Here is a 22380-nt window from a genome sequence, read left to right on the forward strand (position 1 = left end):
GCTCACTTAATCACTGCAATATCTCTTCCACAAATCTCTACATGAATTATCCAAAACACCTATATGGTCTTGTTCAAATCTATTAAATTTGGACGCACTTATCCCTTTAACGAAAAATAATGCTATCATAATAGATTCAAATTTAGCCCATCTTAGTGTTGTGTTCATGGAAATTTATCCTTTCTTAGTCATATATATTTATAATAATCCAAATTATTACTTTCGTCAAGTTTTATCTTCTCGCTAACCATATATGAAAAAATATAAGTCTGGTTATCTTTTTCATCCCTTTTGCATATATAAAAGATAAATAGACTGTATAAAAACCGTTTTAAATTAAGACAAAGATGGGAGCATGCTATGGATATAAATAATAACTATGGATACCCACCTCAGGAAGAAACACAGGCGTATGGAAAATTGCAAATTAAGGTATTGTGTGAATTAGGCTCGCGCCCCATTGAAACCGCCACAGTACAAATTTATCACAAGGAAGATCCAAATACAATTCTCCATACCTTAGACACGGACTCCTCTGGTATTGTTAATGAAGTTGTTTTGCCTGCACCTCCTGCCAAATACAGTATGGCTCCCTCCGAAAACCAGCCCTATTCAGAATATATTCTTGTATTTTCTGCACCGGGACTACAAACAGTCTTAATAGATGGTGTTCAAATTCTTCCAGATGTAACTGCAATTCAAAAAATCAGCCTTCCCAGACTTGAAGACCGGAATTCCGATTCTAAAATCATTATAATTAAGCCTCATTTACTCTTTGGCAATTATCCAGCAAAGATTCCGGAAGCTGACGTAAAACCCGACGCTGAGACAGGTGTAGATAACCCCGTTGTTATTCCGAATTTTATAACCGTGCATGATGGAACTCCCGCTAATTCCTCTTCGAAAAACTATATAGTTGCATTCAAAGATTATATTAAAAATGTAGTTTCCAGCCAAATATATGCAACCTGGCCTTCTGAAAGCATTTATGCCAATGTACTGGCAACCTTGTCCTTTACCTTAAACCGCTATTATACAAACTGGTATAGAAACCAAGGCTATGATTTTGATATTACCTCTTCTACAGCCCATGACCAGCTATGGATATACGGACGTTCGGTATACTTAAACATAAGCCTTGCGGTTGATTATATATTTAATTATTTCCTTGCCAGGCCTGAAATACTGCAACCTATCCTTACTCAAATCTGCACCGGTATTTCAACCGACTGCCCCAATATGATGTCCCTATGGGGTTCTAAAGAGCTTGGTGCTGCTAGTTATCAGGCTTTAGGTATTTTACAGCGATATTATGGCAGTGATATTTACATTAGTTCATCCGACGATGTACGCGGCATTCCCTATCCATGGCCAGGATATGCCATAAAGCTGAATTCTTCTGGTGATGAGGTAAAACAGATTCAAGAAGAACTTGAAATTTTATCAAGAATTTATATCAGAATTCCCGTTACAGTTACTGATGGATACTTTGGTCCAATCACAGAGGATGCCGTGAAAGGCTTTCAGGAAATATTTAATTATCCTGTAACCGGAATTATTGATGCTGCAACCTGGTATGGTATCTCGCAGCAATATGGAAGTATTTTAAGCGGAAGGGATATTTGTTTATAGTAAAAACACTTTCATGAATTGATTGAACAGGAAGAAAATTCTTTTGCTGCCATTAATAATTCCAATAAGAGCAATCCTTATCAGAGCTTTATTCGTTGATTCAAAAGGAGCCGGTGTGAGGGAGCTTATACTCGCAAACACCGCTCCATTCTCCATTGTTCTTTCTGAAAGTACAAAGAAAATGCTCTTTAGTTACGGAGAATCCCTTAATTAAACTTGCTTTTTACCTAAGCAGCTTTGCAAGATTTCCTCTATATACGATATGGAGTTCGTGTAATGCTCTTGTAATAGCAACATATAAAAGCTTAGCATCACCGTCGCTGGCTTCGTAGTTGTTATCATCTGGATTCCATAGAATTACACTATCGAATTCCAAACCTTTTGTCATATGGATAGGAAGTACCATGATACCATTTGAAAAGTTCATTTCCTCCATATCTTCTTTCAGGGGCTCTAAAGTTACCTTATCCTTTAACTGTTCATACACCTTTCTGGTCTCTTCAATTGTTCTGCATATAATTGCAAGTGTTGTATAACCATCTCTTTGATTTTCATCAATGACACGCACTGTTTCATGTAACATCTGTTCTTCTCTGTCGGTTCTTATAATATCCACTTCTTTACCATGCCGGATAATTGGTTCAATATCATAGGTTTTAAAGGAACAATGTTTTAAAACCCGGCTGGCATAATTTGAGATTTCTACTGTATTACGATAACTCTTGGCTAATACATAGAATTTATCCTTTATCGGAGAAAAAACCTCATTTTTCAGGGCTTCCCAATCATTCATACCCGTATCGTAATGAATATTCTGAGTAATATCTCCCATTATAGTATAAGTACAATCCTTAAACAATTGCTTCATTACATAAAAAACCGATACACCAAAATCCTGCGCTTCATCTACGATGATATGGCTGACATACTCAAAATCCATTGACATCTTCAATCTCTTTTTTATATAGGTAAGCATCGCCAGGTCATAGATATCAATATTTTTCTGCTGCAGCCCTCCTATTAACAGCCTGATAACTTCTGCATCAGGTATATGTTCTGCGAGTTCTCCGTATTCTGCTTTTGTAAGCAGGCTATTTAAAAACTCATGGTATAGCTCCATCAAATTTATCTTCATAGCCTTTTTACCAAAATATTCCTTGAATTTCTTTGCTTCAATACTTATAATCTCTTTTTCCTGCTGTTCTCTTTCATTGACAAGACGAACTTTACTAACTAATCTTTTATTTAATAGGTCTATTTTTTCTTGTAAAGGCTTATCATAAAAAATTTTTAAAAATTCCAAAATTTCTGTTTTTGTGTATATTTCTTTTTCATGATATAAAACCGTCTCTGGTGTCAGACGCATGTGTTCATATTTATCAAAATAAGACTCCAGTGCTTTGGTAAAATAGATTGAGCCTTTGAAACGCTTTAGTGCCGTCTCTTTCCCATCGGGTTTGGTACTGCTGATTTTGGTATATGTGTTGGTTAAGGTGTATTTGCCTTTCTTTAAGTTAAAATCCTTATCCAGCAAAGACAGTAAAAATTCCTCTAAAGTCATCTGATTGATATTATAGACATCCAGATTAGGAAGTACACCGGTAATATAATTTAACAGCATCTTATTGCTGCCGATAATATAGAATTCATCGGAGCGCAATCTATCTTTGTAATTATAAAGAATATAAGAGATACGGTGCATAGCTACCGTTGTTTTACCACTTCCTGCTACCCCCTGTACAATGACTGAATGCCAGGGTGTATCTCTTATAATATCATTTTGCTCCTTTTGAATCGTGGCTATAATTTCTCCCAACACCACCTCTTTATTCTTACCCAGATACTTTGTAAGAAATTCATCATTGGCAATCACATCGGTATCATAATAATCCAGCAGCGTACTATTTGATATCTCAAAGGTACGTTTTAAATTAAGCGATATATAAATAGGGTCTTTATAAGGAGATAGGTAGGAGCTTTCTCCAATGTCACTGTCATAATAAACGCTGGCTACAGGTGCTCTCCAATCTATAACAATAATTTCGGTACTGCTTTTACTAACACCATTTTTCCCTATATAAAGCGAAAAAAAACTTTCTTCTTTTTGTTCTTCCTCAACTCCTCCCCCTTTCCCATGATTCTCACTTAAATGCATACTGCTCTTTTCCTGATAGTCAATTCTTCCAAAGTATGGCTTTTTTAAGGCTGCCAGGTTTTTACTTAGAGATCTTTCAATATCCGTCTGCATACTAAGACCGATTACCAAGTCATTATGAAGCTCTGGGTTGCTGGAACGATAGTTGTCATACAGTTCTTTCGTTTCCGCCCGTACGGTCTTTAATTCTTCCGTATACTTATCAACGTTAAATTGAATTACTTCTACGGTTTGCTTCAACCTGTTCTCTTCTCTTTCCCACTCACTTCTTAGTTCTTCATGTTTCTTCTGCAAATGGCTATCTTCCATTTTTGTATTTTCCATGATACCCTCCATAAGGCAATTGCGAACTAATGGTTTAAGTCCGATTAATAGTGACACGTTAATCATGATAATGGATATTTTAAAAAAATACTAGACTTTTATTTTAAAATATGTTATGATGCATAATGAAGTTTGCCTAAAAATGCAAAATCTCGGTTTCGTACCGGGATTTTTTTTTACAAGTCTATGGCTGGTATCTTCATGAATCTGACTTTCTACTTTCACACTGCAGTTTTTGTACAAGTATCTTCTCAATTCTTAATTGAATCTTGTGACATTATCACCTATGTTTAGTACCTATGATTTATCTACTTTAAATGAAGAATATATAAAAAAAACGAAAAAACTGTGAGATACAAGATATAGATGCCAGTTTTCCATAAGTCAAGCAGCATAATATATAGTTTAATCAGTTATTATGTCACTTTCCTTGTAAAAAATGTCGATTGTGTTAATTTATTAACAATGCTATAATGGTAATGTAGATGATTAAATCATAAATTAAATGTTTAGGAGGATTTAAGTATGATGAGGTATACATTACCTAGAGATATGTATTACGGAAAAGGGGCTTTAGAGCAGTTAAAAAATATTCAAGGTAAGAAAGCCATCCTTGTTTTAGGCGGCGGTTCCATGAGGAAATTTGGTTTTGTCGATAAAGTGGTTAATTATTTAACAGAAGCGGGTATTGAAACAAAGCTATTTGAAAATGTTGAACCAGACCCATCTGTTGAAACTGTTATGGAAGGCGCAAGAATTATGAGAGAATATAATCCGGACTGGATTATTGCCATGGGCGGTGGTTCTCCTATTGATGCAGCAAAAGCTATGTGGGTATTTTATGAATATCCGGATACTACTTTTGAATCCATTATCAAACCTTTCTCCTTCCCTACCTTAAGACAAAAAGCTAAATTCATTGCAATACCTTCCACTTCCGGTACTGCAACTGAGGTTACTGCATTCTCCGTTATTACGGATTATGCAAAAGGTGTGAAATATCCTCTTGCTGATTTTAATATTACACCGGATATTGCTATCGTTGACCCTAACCTTGCTGAAACTATGCCTAAGACTTTAACAGCACACACCGGTATGGATGCTTTGACGCATGCTGTTGAGGCTTATGTTTCAACCTTAAACAGCCCTTTTACCGATCCTCTTGCCTTAAAAGCAATTCAAATGGTATTCGAATATCTTCCTGCTTCCTATGACGGCGACATGTCAGCCAGAGAACAGATGCATTATGCACAATGTCTAGCAGGACAGGCATTCTCTAATGCTTTATTAGGTATTGTTCACTCCATGGCTCATAAAACCGGAGCTGCATTCTCCACCGGTCATATCCCACATGGTTGTGCAAATGCTATTTATCTTCCTTACGTTATTAAATATAATTCCAAAAATGCTTTGGGCCGCTATGCTGAAATTGCAAGAGGCGTAGGCATAACAGGCACAGACGCAGAATGTGTAGACGCTCTTTGCAAAAAAATCGATGACTACAATGTACAGTTAAGTATTCCAAAGACTTTAAAAGAATTCGGCGTTAAAGAAGAAGAATTCTTAGAAAAAGTTGCTGCTATTGCGGAATTGGCAGTAGGCGATGCTTGTACCGGTTCTAATCCAAGACCGATTACTCCACAGGAGATGGAAAAATTATTAACCTGTACTTATTACGGAACCGAAGTTAATTTCTAGTTTAATAGTTAAATATTAGCATAATTTAAAGGCACGCTTCTTTCTATTAGGGAAGAGTGCCTTTTTTGTATCCTAACCTAACAACTTAAGGCTCGACTCCCATTCTATCAGTCTTAGTACCATAGAATCTAATTGACATTGCATAATTAGGTAATTACTTGCAATAATATTATAACAGAAATCTGAATACAAGATAGCTCAGAAATATGTATTCAATAATGCAAAGAAGACGTTGCTTTTTTCATTTTTAAGAAATGTTGCTCAAAACACTTGACCTAGAGTTAACTCTAAGTTTTATAATGTTATATGATATCTATTTCATTACCAAGGAGGTTAACCTATGAAATCATTAAAAGATACGTATGAACTATACAATGGTGTCAATATTCCCTGTATAGGCTTTGGTACCTGGCAGACACCGGATGGTGAAGTTGCTGTAAGCTCTGTAAAAGAAGCCATTGCCGCAGGTTATAGACATATCGATACAGCCGCAGGCTATAATAACGAAGAAAGTGTTGGTCTTGCCGTAAAAGAAAGCTATGTTCCCAGAGAGGAATTATTTATTACCAGTAAGCTTCATAATAACGACCACGGATATGAAGCTACCCTTGCGGCTTTTGAACTGACTATGAAAAAGTTGGAACTGGACTATTTGGATTTATACTTAATACATTGGCCTAATCCAATCAAATTCAGAGATACTTGGAAAGAAGCCAATGCCGGAAGCTGGAAGGCATTCGAAGAACTTTATAAAGCAGGAAAGATTCGTGCCATTGGTGTTAGCAATTTTATGCCTCATCATATGGATGCCTTGTTAGAAACAGCTAAAATCAAACCTATGGTTAACCAGATTCGTCTATGCCCAGGTGAAACACAGGAAGCTGCCGTAAGCTACTGCAAATCAAATCAAATTCAATTAGAAGCTTACAGTCCCTTGGGTACAGGACGTGTATTTGAAGTAAAAGAAATGCAGGAATTATCCAAAAAATACAATAAGTCCATTGCTCAAATCTGTGTTCGCTGGAGCTTACAAATGGGATACCTTCCTCTTCCCAAATCAGTTACCCCTGAAAGAATCCGTGAGAACGGTGATGTCTTTGATTTCGAAATATCTTTGGACGATGTGGCTCTCATTGCAGGTCTTACAGAGTGCTGCGGCCCTACCAGAGATCCTGATACAACTAACTTCTAATCCTCTAAGCAAGATATAAAGAAACAGCAGAGCAGCTAAACAATTCCTACACTTCTCTGTTGTTTCTTTATTCTCGTTGTTTCATAAAGCCCTATGTTAAACGGATAACTCAAATTTCTTTTCATATAATTTGCAGCAAGAATAAAATAGAATACTAAAAACTAAAATATTTACGATATAACCGACATTATCATGTTGAAGCATTAAATATTGTCTTATAGGATTACCAAACCCGGTAATATACACTACCCACATCAGTATCCCCAAAACAATAAACATACTTATTAGTGGAAACTGTTTGGTTAGCGAAAAACTCATAAGGATTAAATATAGTAACAAAACAGCACATGGCAAAATAAAGGAAAACTGATATGCAAAGGAATCAAAGGGAACCCCAATAACCAAATACCTTACATTCTCTGTATTATAAAAGCTTAAACCACGCTCAAGGAATTTAAGCCCGAAATACATAAAAAAGTAGAAAATACCATTATTAATTAACTTAGCACCTAAGACCTTATAAATACTCAAATAGGATAAATGCTCCACCGTGTGAACGGGTTTTCTCACACCATAAATTAAGTATAAAATGCTAAATATATTTATTAAGACATATAAAAAGCCACCATAGAGCGAACCCATTGCAGGTAGAAAATCCTTTGTCCTGTCAACATCTTTTAATATATACAAACTTCCACTTATTATTACCAGCACAACATAAAAGATACCCTGTTCTCGTAATCTCCGTATAAATTCCCATTTTAATATTCTAAGCATTCTTTGTTACCTCCAGATAAAATTCTTCTATGGATTGCTGCTTCTGTTCTCTGATATCGTCTGCATTGGCAGCAATTAATTGGTTATTATGCAAAACCATAACCTCATCAAAGATTTCTTCCATTTCTCGTACCATATGAGTAGAAATTAATATGGAGGCATCTTCTTTAATGTTACTAATAAGTATTTCAATCATACTTTTTTTCATTCGGATATCAAGGCCTTCTAAGGGTTCATCCAATATATACAAATATGCCTCTCTTGAAATAGTCAATAAAAGCATTACCCGCTCCTGATTCCCTTTCGATAACCGTTTAACCTTATCCTTAGGACTTAATTGAAAGATGTCACATAAAAGGAAAGCTTTCTTTGTATCAAAATCAGGGAACAAATCTTTAAAATAATAAATCGCCTGTTGTATTGTCATCCAGTCACTTAGTTGCTCCGTATGAATCATATATGATATATATTTATGGGTTTTGATTGACGATTCCTCTTCTATAATCCATATGTGTCCTTTATCGGGTTTATATAAATCCGCCAGGACTTTTAATAGTGTGGTTTTGCCAACACCATTCTCGCCCAGTAAACCGATAATACGTCCCGCTTCAATTGAAAATGATATGTTAGTAAGTACCTTTTTTCTTCCAAATGCCTTATATAAATTCTCAACTTCTATAATTTTTTTCATCCTCAATAGCCTCCTCAACCATTTGCATTATTCTATCATCTGTCATTCCCATATGTTTCATTCGACGCACAAATTCCCGCACCTGCCGCCCTACCATACTAACTTGCAAAGCCTGATTACTTCCCTCTTGTATGAAGCTTCCTACACCTTTCTTAGTATAGATTATTCCCTCCGCTTCCATGTGCATAATCGCTCTTTGTACGGTCAACGGCGTAACCTGATACAAACTGCTATATTCTCTGACAGACAGTAGTTTATCTCCTTCCTTAAGCTGACCGCTAATCATCTTTTCCTTAATATCATTAGCGATTTGTACATATATCGGAACTGTATCATTAAATTTCATATATCCCTTACCTTTCTAGCTATTTATAAAACACGCTCCTGCTCCACTGGATGCCGCACCTGCTTGCGACACTGCCGAATAGACATTTAACAATCCTGGTAAATAAGCCTTAACGCTTTATACTGTTATACTTATGTATTACAGTAATGATTATACTTCTCTGAATCTCAATTGTCAATTGGTAAAATTAGCAAATTACTACTGGATGGATTTTATCAGCATGAGATATTTCCAAGGGTTGACATGTTCAAAATGCAAGAATATAATAATTATGACAGCCGTCAGCTTGTTCTGTAAAACCGTGGGCTTTCTTGTGTTCACGGTCTTTTTGGAAACAGGATTGTCCTGAATTCAATGACAGGATTAGAATATAGAAAGGAAACATTTTAAAATGAAAGTAAATTCCAGCGATTATTTAAAACAGGTAAAACCCTTGTTAAAGACTTTACTAAATGACCTGTTAAAGGAATACAGTTACGTATCTATTCTGGCATCGGATTCCAAAGCAATGGTATATAGTGTATCCAAACAAGGAACCAGCATAAATGAAGATACTATCTTAAATGGCCGTGGCTTCGTAGTAAAGGTATATGATAATAAAAGCTATGGGGAATACTCCTTTAATGAAATCACAAAAGATTCCATACCTAGCATTATTAGAAAAATAAAAGAAGAACTTGCTTTTCTAAAAACTCTTCTGCCAGACGGTATAACAGAAGGTGTTTATGCCAGACTTCCTGAAGAAGAAGCTTCTTTTTCTGAAAGCACCGATTACATAGAAAATCCTGACACTTTAGGAAGTGAGCTTATTGTCGCTCACCTGACAACCTTAAGCGAAAAAGCCCGTGCTTTTGATAACAGGATATTGGATTGCTCTGCGGCTTGCAGATATCAGCAGTTACATAAGTTATTTTTATCAGAGAAAAAAGATTTGGAACAAAATATTCTTTGGACGACGGGAAGTATTATGGTAATGGCATCTAGAGGAGAAGAAATTAAGTATTATTTTAATGGATATTCCAATCTTGGAGGCACCGAAATCTTAAAAGAAATGGAACAAGATGTTGAGAATGTGGCAAAGTATACCTTAGAACTTCTTGACAGTGAGCCCATCACCCCAGGTGAATATGACTGCATCTGCACACCTGAAGTTACCGGAATGATCGTTCATGAAGCTTTTGGTCACGGAGTGGAAATGGATATGTTTGTGAAAAAACGTGCCCTTGCAGAACAGTATATCGGAAAACAGGTAGCCTCTCCTTTGGTTACCATGCACGACGGTGCTTCTGCTGCTGGCGAAACAGCAACTTACTTTTTTGACGATGAGGGTGTACCTGCCCAGGATACCGTTATAATTGAAAAGGGAATTCTAAAACGCGGTATCAGTGACAGCCAGACAGCCATGTATCTTAAGACACCTCCTACCGGTAATGGCAGAAGACAAAATTATGAAAGAAAAGCCTATACCCGTATGACCAATACATTTTTTGAAGCCGGAACCGATACCTACGCGGATATGATTGCCTCAATTAAATATGGATTTCTCTTAGAAAATGCCAGCAGTGGTATGGAAGACCCTAAAAACTGGGGGATTCAACTTATGGTTAATGTAGCCCGTGAAATAAAAGACGGAAAATTAACCGGTAAAATCTTCTCCCCTATAGTCCTTACAGGATATGTACCCGATTTATTAAAGTCCATCTCTATGATTTCTGATACAGTTAAATTAGGCGGAGGCGGTTTCTGTGGAAAAGGCTATAAGGAATGGGTAAAAGTCTCCGACGGAGGCCCTTATATAAAGGCAAAAATTCGCCTTGGCTAAGCTTCTCCAAAGACACACAGGGCGTTAATAATAATGAAAAAGAAAGGTTGGGTGAAACCCTTGTTCGATAAAATACTATCTGCCTTAGCGGAAAATAAAATTTCAGAGTATTTGATTAATGATACCCTGAAAGAATCCGTTGAGTTATTCTTTATAAAAAAATCCTTAGATATGCGCAGACAAAAGGATGTCCATCATTATTCTGTCACTGTTTACCATGATTTTTCCAAAGATAACATAAAAATGCGTGGTTCTTCCACCATTAGCCTTTTTAGCGGTATGACGGAAGCTGAAATAAGTAACTCCATCAAAAACGCCTACTATGCAGCTTCTTTTGTTTGTAATCCTTACTATGACCTTCCTTCCGGACAGAAAGAAGCTTTACTTAAAATTAAAAATGCCTTAACAGACTTATCATTGTCTGAGAGTGCCAAAAAGATGACGACCGCTCTCTTTGAAATGGATACTGAAAAGGATACCTTTTTAAATTCCGCAGAGATTTTTTTAGAAAAGGTAACAAACCGTATAGTTAATTCCCGCGGGATTGATGTCAGTTACGAAAAGACTACTGTGAAAGGGGAATTCGTTGCTCAGTGTGTCACCCCGCAGGATGTAGAAACCTATCAGAGTTTTTCCTATGACAATCTGGACACCGAAGCCCTAAAAACCAAGGTAAAACAGACCCTTGCTATGACAAAAGCCAGAGCAAATGCTAATACTGCACCCGCTGCCGGCGAATACACCGTTCTTCTATCCGGTCAATATGTCAGAGAACTGTTTCATTATTATCTGAACCGCTCCTCAGCAGGGATGATATATCCTAAATACTCCAATTATCAAATAGGCTCTAATGTACAGGGTGAGGACGTACAGGGTGAAGCACTTAATATAACTTTAATTGCCAATGAGCCTTATAGCAGTGAAGGAATTCCCATGAAGGATCTGCCTCTTGTTGCTGAAAGTAAATTAGAGACAATTCATGGTAATTCCAGGTTTTGTCATTATCTTGGAATAACCCCAACCGGGCAGTACCAAAGTATAAAAGTTCCTTCTGGTAGCCTGTCCTTTGATGATATGAAAAAGGAGAAATATCTCCATGTCGTTAATTTCTCTGATTTTCAAATGGATGATTTCTCCGGCCACTTTGGAGGCGAGATACGCTTAGCCTTTCTCTATGACGGCAAAACAGTAACTCCGGTTACCGGCGGTTCTATCAACGGGAGTATTTTAGATGTACAAAGAAACTTTAGTTTCTCAAAAGAGTTACAGGTAGAAGAACATTTTGAAGGCCCCTTTGCCGTAAAATTGGAACACATCCGTGTAGCAGGTATATAATTTTATATTTAAGTTCCCAAAGCAGTGCCGTATTATTTTAAAATACGGCACTGCTTTCCGGCTTTAGATTAAACCCACTATCCTGCTATTTTTCTGGTGTCTTATTATAATTTATCATTTCTATAGGTGAAATCTTACATATCTTCCGGTCATAGGTTAGTAAACCGTTGACCTCACCTTCTACATCAGATAACTGGGTAAAAACTGCTGCTGCTAACCCCTTTTCCATTAGCCTTTTTATTTCCACATCAAATAATCGATGTACTGCCCGGTTAAGACTGTAGGTATCTTTATATATCTGGTAACCATAAATATATTCAGAAAAAGCATGATTCTTTATATAACAGGCATAGCCGGCAAACTCTGACAAAACAACCGCTCTTTTTTCAGGTACAATACGTACCTTACGAAAATAATTATGAATACTTCTAAAGTCTCCTCCTTTCTGGTCAAACCAACCGCTGGCTTGGTCAATTAAGCGTCCTTTATCAAGACTGTGTATCAGTGAAACTGCTGCTTCTGCATCAAATTGTCCCCAGCCCTCATTAAAAGGCACCCAGACGGCAATCGAGGGACAATTATACAGATGCTCTACCGTTCTTCTACAATCTGCAATCCAGCCGTTCCTGCCTTTTTCATTCATTCTTGAGAACAGATAATACCAGCTATCCTTAATACGGTTATAAAATCCAGGGAATAAAATCGGCAGATAACCTAGGAAAAACATATTGTATTTCTCTCCTCCATTTACCATGTCCTGCCACACAATCATGCCCAGCCTGTCACAATGATAGTACCAACGCAAAGGTTCAACTTTAATATGCTTTCTCAGCATGTTAAAGCCCAACTCTTTCATCTTTACAATATCATAAATTAAGGCTTCATCACTGGGAGCCGTATACAAGCCATCCGGCCAATACCCCTGGTCCAGTACTCCGTTTTGAAAGTAAGGCTTTCCGTTTAGAAAAATTCTTAGAATTCCCGTAATATCTTTTTTTACTTCAAAGCTCCTCATGGCAAAATAACTTTTTATCTTGTCTTTCCCAGCTTTAATAATAATATCATATAAGAATGGATTTTCCGGACTCCATAATACAGGCTCTGTTACCGGTATCAAAAATTTGTTACCCTGTCCTTTTACTGAAGTCAGCTTTTTTACTCCCTCATATATTTCAATATGGATTTCTCTGTCAGCAGCCTTCTTCTCCCAATGGTTCATATGGATTTCCAGCTCTATTCTTTCTGTCTTTGTATGGGGCGTTATCTTAATACTTGTAATATACTCATCTGGTACCCATTCAAGCCATACCGTCTGCCAGATTCCACTTTGTGCAGTATAAAACATACCACCACGATTTAAGGTTTGCTTTCCTCTGGAATGATAGGACGTATCGCTGTAATCTACCACCATGACAGTAAGAAGATTGCTGCCTGTGCGCAAACTGTCTGTAATATCACACGAAAATGGCAGATAGCCTCCGATATGTTTTTTCACAAGACGGTGATTCACATAGACCTTACACATCTGGTCAACTGCTCCAAAATGCAGTATACACCTCTTTTTAGAAAGGATTTTATTCACTATAAAGTTTCTTTCATACCATAGATAATCTTCCGGCAAGACTTGTCTATTAACACCTGATAAAATACTTTCCGGAGAAAAGGGCACCAGAATTTTTCCATCAAAGGTTTTCGGTCTTTTCTTCTCCTTACGTATACTGTAATTCCATAATCCGTTTAATATAGTATAATTATCTCTGACAAGTTGAGGTCTAGGGTACTCCGTCAGCACCTTTTCTTTATTAAGTTCTTCTCCCCAAATAGTCATTAATTGATTAAAAGACCTGTTCTTTTTTGTTAATATAAAGGTTGATACGATTTCACGCAGCTTCATTGTTTTACCCATTTTCTTTCATAACGATTATTTTATACCGATAATGCCTGACTATTTACTATTGTTTTCTATTTGTTATTAGCTTATATCTTCACACTACATACTACAACGCTCACCTAACTGTATTGTTTCAAGTAAAGCAAATTTCATTCATAAAACTTTTATACCAGCTCCCACTGCATGCCGTAATCAGATTGGAAAACACTAAAAACAATCCATTATTTATACATTTTACAAAATTTTCATAAACAGTATAGCATACCTACTACTGTTTATCCACAGAAATATCCGAGAAAACTGTGCAAATCGGGATAATAAAGCTTGCTACCGACATCTGAAGATGTTATGATATTACAAATTCAACCAAGGTTCATTCATACCTAAATATTCTAGATGAAAAAAGGAAGGTAATAATTATGAGAAGAAAAGACCGTGAAATTACTACTATGGAGGATATCTTAAATATCGTTAAAAAATGCGATGTTATACGTCTAGCTTTATTTGATAAGGAATATCCCTATATTGTCCCGTTAAACTTCGGATATTCCTATGAAGGCAGCGATTTATATTTTTATTTTCACTGTGCAAAAGAAGGGAAGAAACTAGACTTAATTGCAGCTAATCCAAAAGCAGGCTTCGAACTTGATTGCTCTCACAAACTTATTACCGGTGAAGTAGCTTGTAATTATACTATGGAGTATGAAAGTGCCTGTGGATACGGCACCATAGAGTTAGTTGATAAGGCTCAAAAGGTTCATGCACTTACCCAGATGATGAAACAATATTCCACAGACAGTTCCTTTACGTTTCATGAAAAACACGTTGAAGCAGTCACTGTATTTAAACTGAAGGTAGAACAAATTACCGGCAAAGCATTAAAAAAATCCTAAAACCGAACATTCTTACAGGGTTTCTTTTTAGTCAGACCATAACCTGAAAAAGGGTATGGTCTGTGTTTTGTCGATATCTGATACAATTACCACCTGTACTACAGCCGTAGTTATATTATCTTTAAATTTGTCACAGCCACCTGATAAATTGGTTACTAAATCCGATTATTGCTTTTCTCCCATCATATAGGATACATTATTATAGCAACGACTTGCAATTGTCTGCCTTGTACCATTATAGCATAATTTTACTTATAGAACATTAATTACTAATTATTAACAATATAACACTCCCCCTGCTTTAGGAACACCGAAAGTCAGGGGGGAATTATAATTCATGATTTTGTACTATTCCAACATAAAGTTAGCTACTCCAATATTTTTCAAAGTAACCTTGGGTTTGCATCCAGGCGATAAACAAGTATTAGCGGAAGGGCAAACCCTTAATAAATAGCAGGCATCATAGGGTACCTCGAATTTAAAACATCCGTACCGGCATATGGTTTCACAATAAATCAAGGTTTCACAGTCATTACAAATTTTATAGAGCATAACATCCCACTCGTGAGGCTTGCAGCATTCACAACCCCATACACATCCAAAAATAATACCGGGTGTAATTAAGCAATCCGGGCATTTCTGGCATTCCTCCTGCTCCGGACAATACGGATAGGGAATGGGTACCGGTATTCCAATATATTCTGTACCAGCTTCCGGGCACTCCGGGCATTCCGGGCAGCTCGGGCAGGGCTTTACTTCCGGGCAAGTTGGACACACTGGGCAGGGTGGTGGTGTGGGACACGGTTGTATCTCTGGGCAAGTCGGACACGGCTTTACTTCCGGACACGCCGGGCACACTGGGCAAGGTGGTGGTGTGGGACACGGTTGTATCTCCGGGCAAGTCGGACACGGCTTTACTTCCGGACACGCCGGGCAAGGCGGTGCCTCCGGGCAGGGTGGTGCCTCCGGGCAGGGTGGTGGTGTAGGACACGGCTGGGCTTCCGGACAAGGCGGACAGGTAGGTTGTGGTATACTCGGTTGTTCTGGCTGTTCCGGTATTACCTCCCCACAAACCAAGCCACCTTGAAATGGATAAAGATGAAATTCAAAACCACTATTTGCATTTACTGCCAAAGAATCTAATGCCGCATTACCACTAACATGACCTCCGGTAGGGTGCCCATGAAATTTTGCCTGTGGAGCTAAAATACTTCCCCATATATCAGCCGGAACTTCCATGAAGATATTAGTAGCGTCTTCAAATACATATAAAGTTTGGCGTGCGCGGTATTCTTCCCCCATTAAACCATACTGAAGATGCGCATTATTACCGGAACGAATACGTACAATAACCAAGCTTCCGGCAGGAACTTCTGCACGAATTCCTTTATTAATCAGCCCATTTGGTCTGACATCTAATAAAAATACATTTTGTCTGGGATCATTTCCTCGAAGAATCCACTCATGATAATTATCCACAACGGTACCATTGACGGGAAGATTCTGAATGCATTCCTTATAGCTTTCAATACTGTCTCTGGCGCTGGCAAAAAATTGAGATACATTAGCATCTATCCTGGAAGCCGGTATATATCTCGGTACATCATAGCTTGGTATTACATAGTGGTCCCCTTTATCACTGGGCGTCCAGTAAGGACTTCCTCCATTTGCCTGGTATAGATATTTTAATTCTTCTAATTGGTTACCTGAATTATCTTTGCCAATAAGATAAGTACTGCCTTTTCCGGCACGGAAACCACCACCTGCTACGACATGACCAACTACTACTAAAGGTCCCGTCATAGCGACGTTACCACCTACCAAAAATCTTACCATGTCTGGTGAATATCCAATATCTGTAACACCGTTCTTTCTCTCAAAGCCCAGGCTCAATCCTCTGGGACTGTAATAACTTCCTCCTACTGCCATTGCACCTTCAACATCTATAATATTGTTCGCATCGTTAAATACAATAACATTGAAACCGGAAGCTAATCCAAAGGGCTGACCTTCTACGTTGTACCAGGTTATATCATCATAAGGTATTCCGACACCCGATATGGAGGCATTGTAATTAAAGTTATTATTCATGTTTACTCCTGTAAAATACCTCGGATTGCTATGAATCCACATTCTCAGTTTAGTTTATTCCACAGAAGAATATATGTGCTAGTTTCAAAAAGAGTTTGTAAGAATTTTACTGTTAGACACAAGTTATAATGCTTTGATTTTATGTAGAACTTGCAGCTTATGAATCAACCGACTTATATTTTATAGAATAGGCGTGATAACGATACTCACCTTTTCGTTATCTATTTTATTTATTGTATAAATTAATTTTCTTTTATACATTTCCGCTTCAAACCAGGGCATTATATGGTCACATATAATCTCTAGCTTGTTAAATATTGTGGAATTCAAAAAGGGAATAATTGTACTCTTAGAGGAATAAGAAGTATCTGAATTTTTTAATAAACTAAAATCAAAAAAGTAACTGCCCTTCTCTTCTGTTTCTATTGGAGTTTTTGGTATTTTCTTAACTTTTTCTTGTTCTGTCTGTATATAAAACATTTCTTGAATAATTTCCTGATACAGTTCCTCCAAAATAAAAGTAGAAAATTCTACAAGTTCTGAGATTATGTAACCGGCATTATCAAATACCTGATATATAAGACCATTCATTGCTTTTCCAACAATAATGTTGCATCCTGAAAGTTCAGTTATAATCTTTTCCAGATTCTTTCGTACGGTTTGCATATCTTCAGTGAATGTATTTTTGAGTTCTATCTTTTTTTCTACCTTCCATTCCTTCTCTGCTTTTGAATATAGAACTAATTTGTCCGCCTCCTGAAACCGGGCTGTTCTGCCATGTTCATCAAAGATTACCGCAATTCTTTTATTCATAGACTCTCCTTCCTGTAATCATCTGTTCCTGATAGCACAAGCTATTATATTAATTGATTGATAATTTTTTATTGGAATGATTATATTCTAAAATTTCAAAAGAAGCAAGGCATTTTTTAACATTATACAGCTAGCAGTGTGTAAAATGGTATTCTTTAGAATTGAAAGTTAGATAAATTTTTTTACTTAAATTTATTATAAATAGTTCTAAAAAAGTTGGAGGAAAGGGAATGAATCCTTTCCTCCAACAAGCAATTTTACTTATACTACTTTTCTGTTATAATGACCCTTCAAGTCAAAGAAACCAATCTCTCTCATAGGTGTGAACTCACAAACAGCTAACTGGGTCATCTTCCCGGTAAAGGGTTTGAATTCTTCACAAAGATGTGGAATCAGAGGTTTAATGATTTCTGGTTCTCCCATTGCCAAAGTCGCATGGGGTACCCATTCCTTTGATCTTATGGAATATAGATATCCTTCATCCCCGCTAAAATCGTCATATTTTTCATGCAATTTTTCATGAAACAATAACAGCTTCTTATCAACTCTGGGCGCAGCATAGCATATGTTCGTACCAAATACTCCAATATGGTTAAAATAAAGCTCCGGTGCCTCATGTTTCTTTGAAAATTCATCCACCCAGGTCAATAGTTTTTTCTCATCCAGCCCCACATAAATCCCCAATGTCAGATGAGGCGGCAACTCTGCCGGCTCATAACCCTTCTGACGTAAACTATCCTCCAGTTTTTTAAAATGTCGGTTGGTTTTTTGGTCAAACAAACCCATCACGCAATAGAATTTACCACCCATATTCTAAACCCCTTTCCAATCTATATCATAAAAAATGCTTTTAACATTTATTATGCTGTATTTATTTTATACACTTCCTAAGTTCATCAATGGAAGCCTCTGGATAGTATTGTTGCAATTGTTTCACAATTTTATCCTTAGCTTCTCCGGCAGATAACCTATATTCACTTTTTACATACTCTTCTCCAAATAAGTCTTCTGATAAGGAATATACTGCCACCGGCCAACCATATTCTTGATTTTTCTTGTTTTTCTTACGAACAAAGCCTCTTACGGTTATGTATGTCTGCATTTGTAACGTAGACATTACCGTATCAAAACCCTTTTCCCCTCCTTTTCCAAACCCTGCCATCATTTTCATTTCATTAGAAAGAAGTGTTTTGTGCTCCGTCAGGATATCAATGATATTTTTTGCTTTTCTAGAAGCCAGACCATCCTCATAACGACTATCAAAGTCATAACCGTCTCTGCGATAGGCAGCAAATATCGGATACCATTCTTTAGAGATAAAACCGGCTTTACCTGAAAAAAACTTGCCATAAGCAATATCTCCTTCGTCAGCAATTAAGGCTCTCCATTCCCAGGGATCTTCTGATTTTTTTCCAGTCCACCAGGCATTTTTATCCGTTTGCTCTTCCACTGAAAAACCAGGCACATTACTTTTGAACAACGGCAGAAAGCCTATGGTATTCACCAGCTTGGTCAATTCTTTGTGATTCTTAAGCCTCTTAGAATCTTCCTTCTCAAGCCCCTCCATTATAAAGGTTCCATTGCTTGTTATCATGAAGTTTCCTCCCTTAATAATATAGCTAAGCATACTCGGAACTTAACTCTTTACTATATTATCCTTGTATTATACCTTACTATATTTACCATTATAACTGATAGCAAACATTTATTCAATATTTACCTTCTTTAAGTTTTCTTAAATTCTTACTTATTATACTATTTAATCCTTTTTACTTACTTTCCACAAGGATTGTTAATTGTGTTCTTAATCCTGTTATCTGTCCTTTTGCTGCTCTTTTCATATTTTCCAACCTGCTAAGTACAGACTCTACACCACGTTTTACTTGAGATACGCTTTCTTTGGAATCATTAATCCTTGATTGAATTACCCAATCAGCTATTAATCCGTCAAAGAAAAAGTCTGCAAACTTTACAAATCCCTCGATATTAATTTCTATATCTGATTCAATCTTTATATCTGTAAGTTCAGAACGGAATTGATTTAACAGACTTTGTATTTCGGATACAGCCGCCTTAGCATCATCAATATGTGAATGCTTTACCATATCCGTAATAAGTCCACCGCCTAGCATATCCCAAACTCCCCAGCCTTCTGCACTAGATAAGCTGGATTCTGCACTTAAAACCCTGTCTATAATACGCTTGCCCACTGTAATAGCTTCCTCAATCTCTTTTAGATTACTCTGACAAAAAGATATGGCTTCTTCAATATCAATAATTTGCTTTGCATCTTCTCTTCCACTGTTCTTAAGCAAATTATATTTTTGCTCATATAAAGTATTATATTTTTGCTCATATCCGGAATATTCCATTCGTTCAGTACGAAGCTTATAGATAGAGTTTTTTATAGCATCCATCTCAGACAACGTTTCCTCTAGTTTAAGTCTTACTGCCAGAGCTTCCTGCCGTTCTTTTTCCATTTGTTTATCCTTGCTTCCCAAAATAGTATAAAACATAACTGTAATACTGGCTTTGTTTAGCTTTTCCACATCTTCCTCTTCTTTTTTCAATTGCCAGCTAAGATCAGCTTCTTTACGCTCCAGTTCCATAAGCTGCTTTTCTAAATCCTTTATGATATTCAACTTCTTTTTATCTTTCTGTATTCCAACTCTTAACTTTTCTAATTCTTGATTCATTTCATCATACATATATTACTCCTATCTGAAACCCTTTCGTCTCTGTAAATCTGTCTGTAAATAATCCTTATCCGTATTCTTATTTCCCGTATGCTATCTATACTTTACCATATATAAGAATCTTAAAACATTAAGGTTACATTAATATTTGTATATGTTTTTATTACAGGCAAAAATCACTTTCTTATACGATAAAGAATCCATTCACATATGATAATCTTATTCATAACAAATGCGCCCTGCTACAGCTTTTTAAGCTATATCAAGACGCATTATTATACTTTATCTGTGGAATGTCTGTTTTTTGACAGACCTATATGTTTTTATATACTAATTACCACATTCTATGCTTATTTCATTGAATTTATCCAGAATATTCTGTATTTCAAGGTCTGCTTTTTCACTGTCAGACTTATCAATTACCGGCTCTCCCCGATGCATCATTAAAAGTCGGCTTCCATATTCTACTGCATATCTTAGGTTATGGGTAACCATAATCGTTGTTAATTCTTTCTCTTTTACTATTTCATCGGTTAACTCCATAATCCGTTCTGCCGTTTTCGGGTCAAGAGCGGCTGTATGCTCATCTAGAATTAGGAATTCTATGGGTGTCATAGTGGACATTAACAATGCCATAGCCTGACGCTGCCCTCCGGATAAGGAACCAACCGGTATGTCCATCTTATCCTCTAATCCTAGGTTTAATTTTCTCAAACTTTCCCGGTATTCATTGATTCTTTTTTTATTCGTGCCCATAGAGAGATTAAACGCTTTTCCTTTATTATCAGCTAAAGACATATTTTCTAATATTGTCATAGTAGGACAGGTGCCCATAGCCGGATTCTGATATACCCTGCCTATTTTTCTCTGTCTTTTATATTCGGGCATATTGGTAATATCCGCCTGGTTAATATATATTTTGCCATTATCAATAGGTATGCTTCCGCAAATAATATTTAACATAGAGGTCTTACCTGAGCCGTTGCTTCCCACCACAGAAACAAATTCTTTATCCTTTACCGTCAGATTAAAATCATTAAACAAGCACATTTCATTTACTGTTCCTGGGTTATAATATTTATTAATATTTATTAGTTCAAGCATTGGTCTTTACCCTCCTTTTTCTCTCGTAGCTGATAATTAAAATTGCAAGGAATAAAACCGAAGTAATCAACTTTAAATCAGATGCTGCCATGCCAAAGGAAATAGCGATGGAGACACAAGCTTTATAAAGAACAGACCCGGCTATTACAGCCGTTGTTGCTTTTACCTTCCCCCTTTTCTTAAAAAGACTGGTTCCAATAATAACACTTGCCAAACCAATTACAATGGCTCCGGTACCTATGGAAATCTCAAAGAATCCATGTTTTTGTGTATATATACAGCCTGCCAGTGCAGCGAATCCGTTGGCAATGGCAAGACCTATAATTTTTACTGCTCCTTTATCCTTTGCAAGAGATGTTACTAAAACCTCATTGTCCCCCACAGCCCTTAGGAGATAGCCGGACTTCGTTTTCAAATAGAAGTCCAGTAATAACTTCATAATAATAATGATAAGCAACAGAATAATGATCGGTACAAGAAATTTAACAGGCTCCGGTACCACTTTATCAAGAAAAGAATTTTCAAATATACTTTCCTTACTAAATATTGCTACATTTGATTTTCCTGCAATTCGCAAGTTTATAGAATACAAAGCCGTCATTATAATAATACCGGATAAAAGATCCCTAACTTTGAATTTAACGTGTATAATTCCTGTAAGCATACCAACAAAAGCACCTGCTAAAAAAGCAAGAAATAAAGTTACCAAAGGATTTACGCCTGCTACAATCAGGATAGCCGCAACTGCACCTCCAAGCGGAAAGGTACCGTCAACCGACAAATCGGGAAAATCCAATATTTTATAAGTTATATATACTCCAAGAGCCATGACCGCATATATAAACCCTTCTTCAAATACGCCCAGTATTAATCTGAACAGACCTTCTAATCCTAACATAGCTTTCTTTCCTGCCTTTCCT

19 protein-coding genes are annotated in these 22380 nt (G+C 36.8%); 7 read left to right on the forward strand and 12 right to left on the reverse strand.

Annotated features, from left to right (window positions below):
• The first annotated feature begins 360 nt into the window (after positions 1-360).
• Both acsn021_RS17950 and acsn021_RS17955 read left to right on the forward strand, forming a co-directional pair.
• The gene (locus acsn021_RS17950; RefSeq protein ID WP_184092401.1) at positions 361-1632 is read left to right on the forward strand and encodes a peptidoglycan-binding protein; all 1272 of its coding nucleotides are present in this window, start codon (positions 361-363) and stop codon (positions 1630-1632) included.
• Between the two features lie 43 nt (positions 1633-1675).
• Positions 1676-1846, forward strand: coding sequence for a hypothetical protein (locus acsn021_RS17955; protein WP_184092402.1), 171 nt, complete (start codon positions 1676-1678; stop codon positions 1844-1846).
• A 9-nt stretch (positions 1847-1855) separates the two neighbouring features.
• On the opposite strand, the gene acsn021_RS17960 is transcribed toward acsn021_RS17955, so the two are convergent.
• Positions 1856-4111: a HelD family protein gene (locus acsn021_RS17960; protein WP_184092403.1), complete on the reverse strand. Its 2256-nt coding sequence runs from the start codon at positions 4109-4111 to the stop codon at positions 1856-1858.
• Positions 4112-4636: 525 nt separating this feature from the next.
• Between acsn021_RS17960 and acsn021_RS17965 the strand changes: the two genes are divergently transcribed.
• A complete protein-coding gene (locus tag acsn021_RS17965; RefSeq protein ID WP_184092404.1) occupies positions 4637-5809 on the forward strand; it encodes an iron-containing alcohol dehydrogenase in 1173 nt (390 codons plus the stop codon).
• Between the two features lie 340 nt (positions 5810-6149).
• Positions 6150-7001, forward strand: a complete 852-nt coding sequence (locus tag acsn021_RS17970) for an aldo/keto reductase (protein WP_184092405.1) — start codon at positions 6150-6152, stop codon at positions 6999-7001.
• A 96-nt stretch (positions 7002-7097) separates the two neighbouring features.
• Here the strand turns inward: acsn021_RS17970 and acsn021_RS17975 are convergent, their stop codons facing one another.
• Genes acsn021_RS17975 through acsn021_RS17985 form a run of 3 tightly spaced genes read right to left on the reverse strand, consistent with a single transcriptional unit; the run spans position 7098 to position 8815 of the window.
• Positions 7098-7778: a hypothetical protein gene (locus tag acsn021_RS17975; protein WP_184092406.1), complete on the reverse strand. Its 681-nt coding sequence runs from the start codon at positions 7776-7778 to the stop codon at positions 7098-7100.
• Positions 7771-8469 carry an ABC transporter ATP-binding protein gene (locus tag acsn021_RS17980; RefSeq protein ID WP_184092407.1) on the reverse strand — a complete coding sequence of 233 codons (699 nt, stop codon included), beginning with the start codon at positions 8467-8469 and terminating at the stop codon, positions 7771-7773. The genes acsn021_RS17975 and acsn021_RS17980 overlap by 8 nt, the downstream gene beginning before the upstream one ends.
• Positions 8447-8815 carry a GntR family transcriptional regulator gene (locus tag acsn021_RS17985; protein WP_184092408.1) on the reverse strand — a complete coding sequence of 123 codons (369 nt, stop codon included), beginning with the start codon at positions 8813-8815 and terminating at the stop codon, positions 8447-8449. Before acsn021_RS17985 ends, acsn021_RS17980 begins: the two co-directional genes overlap by 23 nt.
• A 391-nt stretch (positions 8816-9206) precedes the next feature.
• Between acsn021_RS17985 and acsn021_RS17990 the strand changes: the two genes are divergently transcribed.
• Positions 9207-10637 carry a TldD/PmbA family protein gene (locus tag acsn021_RS17990; protein WP_184092409.1) on the forward strand — a complete coding sequence of 477 codons (1431 nt, stop codon included), beginning with the start codon at positions 9207-9209 and terminating at the stop codon, positions 10635-10637.
• 33 nt (positions 10638-10670) lie between these two features.
• Entirely contained in the window at positions 10671-11972 is a 1302-nt protein-coding gene (locus tag acsn021_RS17995; RefSeq protein WP_184092410.1) for a metallopeptidase TldD-related protein, read from the forward strand.
• Between the two features lie 85 nt (positions 11973-12057).
• Here the strand turns inward: acsn021_RS17995 and acsn021_RS18000 are convergent, their stop codons facing one another.
• Positions 12058-13878, reverse strand: a complete 1821-nt coding sequence (locus acsn021_RS18000; protein ID WP_243167832.1) for a glycoside hydrolase family 2 protein — start codon at positions 13876-13878, stop codon at positions 12058-12060.
• Between the two features lie 404 nt (positions 13879-14282).
• On the opposite strand from acsn021_RS18000, the gene acsn021_RS18005 reads away from it, so the two are divergent.
• Positions 14283-14756: a pyridoxamine 5'-phosphate oxidase family protein gene (locus tag acsn021_RS18005; RefSeq protein WP_184092411.1), complete on the forward strand. Its 474-nt coding sequence runs from the start codon at positions 14283-14285 to the stop codon at positions 14754-14756.
• 348 nt (positions 14757-15104) lie between these two features.
• Here the strand turns inward: acsn021_RS18005 and acsn021_RS18010 are convergent, their stop codons facing one another.
• The 7 genes from acsn021_RS18010 to acsn021_RS18040 all read right to left on the reverse strand — a co-directional run bounded on the left by acsn021_RS18010 (position 15105) and on the right by acsn021_RS18040 (position 22340).
• Positions 15105-16847 (reverse strand): choice-of-anchor A family protein, encoded by a 1743-nt coding sequence (locus acsn021_RS18010; protein WP_184092412.1) that lies wholly within the window; start codon positions 16845-16847, stop codon positions 15105-15107.
• Positions 16848-17027: 180 nt separating this feature from the next.
• Complete coding sequence (locus acsn021_RS18015) at positions 17028-17660, reverse strand: Fe-only nitrogenase accessory AnfO family protein (RefSeq protein ID WP_184092413.1); 633 nt, start codon at positions 17658-17660, stop codon at positions 17028-17030.
• Between the two features lie 261 nt (positions 17661-17921).
• The gene (locus acsn021_RS18020) at positions 17922-18470 is read right to left on the reverse strand and encodes a 2'-5' RNA ligase family protein (protein WP_184092414.1); all 549 of its coding nucleotides are present in this window, start codon (positions 18468-18470) and stop codon (positions 17922-17924) included.
• Between the two features lie 61 nt (positions 18471-18531).
• Positions 18532-19254, reverse strand: a complete 723-nt coding sequence (locus tag acsn021_RS18025) for an AlkZ-related protein (protein ID WP_184092415.1) — start codon at positions 19252-19254, stop codon at positions 18532-18534.
• A 175-nt stretch (positions 19255-19429) separates the two neighbouring features.
• Positions 19430-20368 carry a hypothetical protein gene (locus tag acsn021_RS18030; protein ID WP_184092416.1) on the reverse strand — a complete coding sequence of 313 codons (939 nt, stop codon included), beginning with the start codon at positions 20366-20368 and terminating at the stop codon, positions 19430-19432.
• A 318-nt stretch (positions 20369-20686) separates the two neighbouring features.
• The gene (locus acsn021_RS18035; RefSeq protein WP_184092417.1) at positions 20687-21460 is read right to left on the reverse strand and encodes an ABC transporter ATP-binding protein; all 774 of its coding nucleotides are present in this window, start codon (positions 21458-21460) and stop codon (positions 20687-20689) included.
• Complete coding sequence (locus acsn021_RS18040; RefSeq protein ID WP_184092428.1) at positions 21453-22340, reverse strand: ABC transporter permease; 888 nt, start codon at positions 22338-22340, stop codon at positions 21453-21455. The genes acsn021_RS18035 and acsn021_RS18040 overlap by 8 nt, the downstream gene beginning before the upstream one ends.
• Positions 22341-22380: the final 40 nt, after the last annotated feature.

Source organism: Anaerocolumna cellulosilytica (assembly GCF_014218335.1).
GTDB lineage: Bacteria > Bacillota > Clostridia > Lachnospirales > Lachnospiraceae > Anaerocolumna > Anaerocolumna cellulosilytica.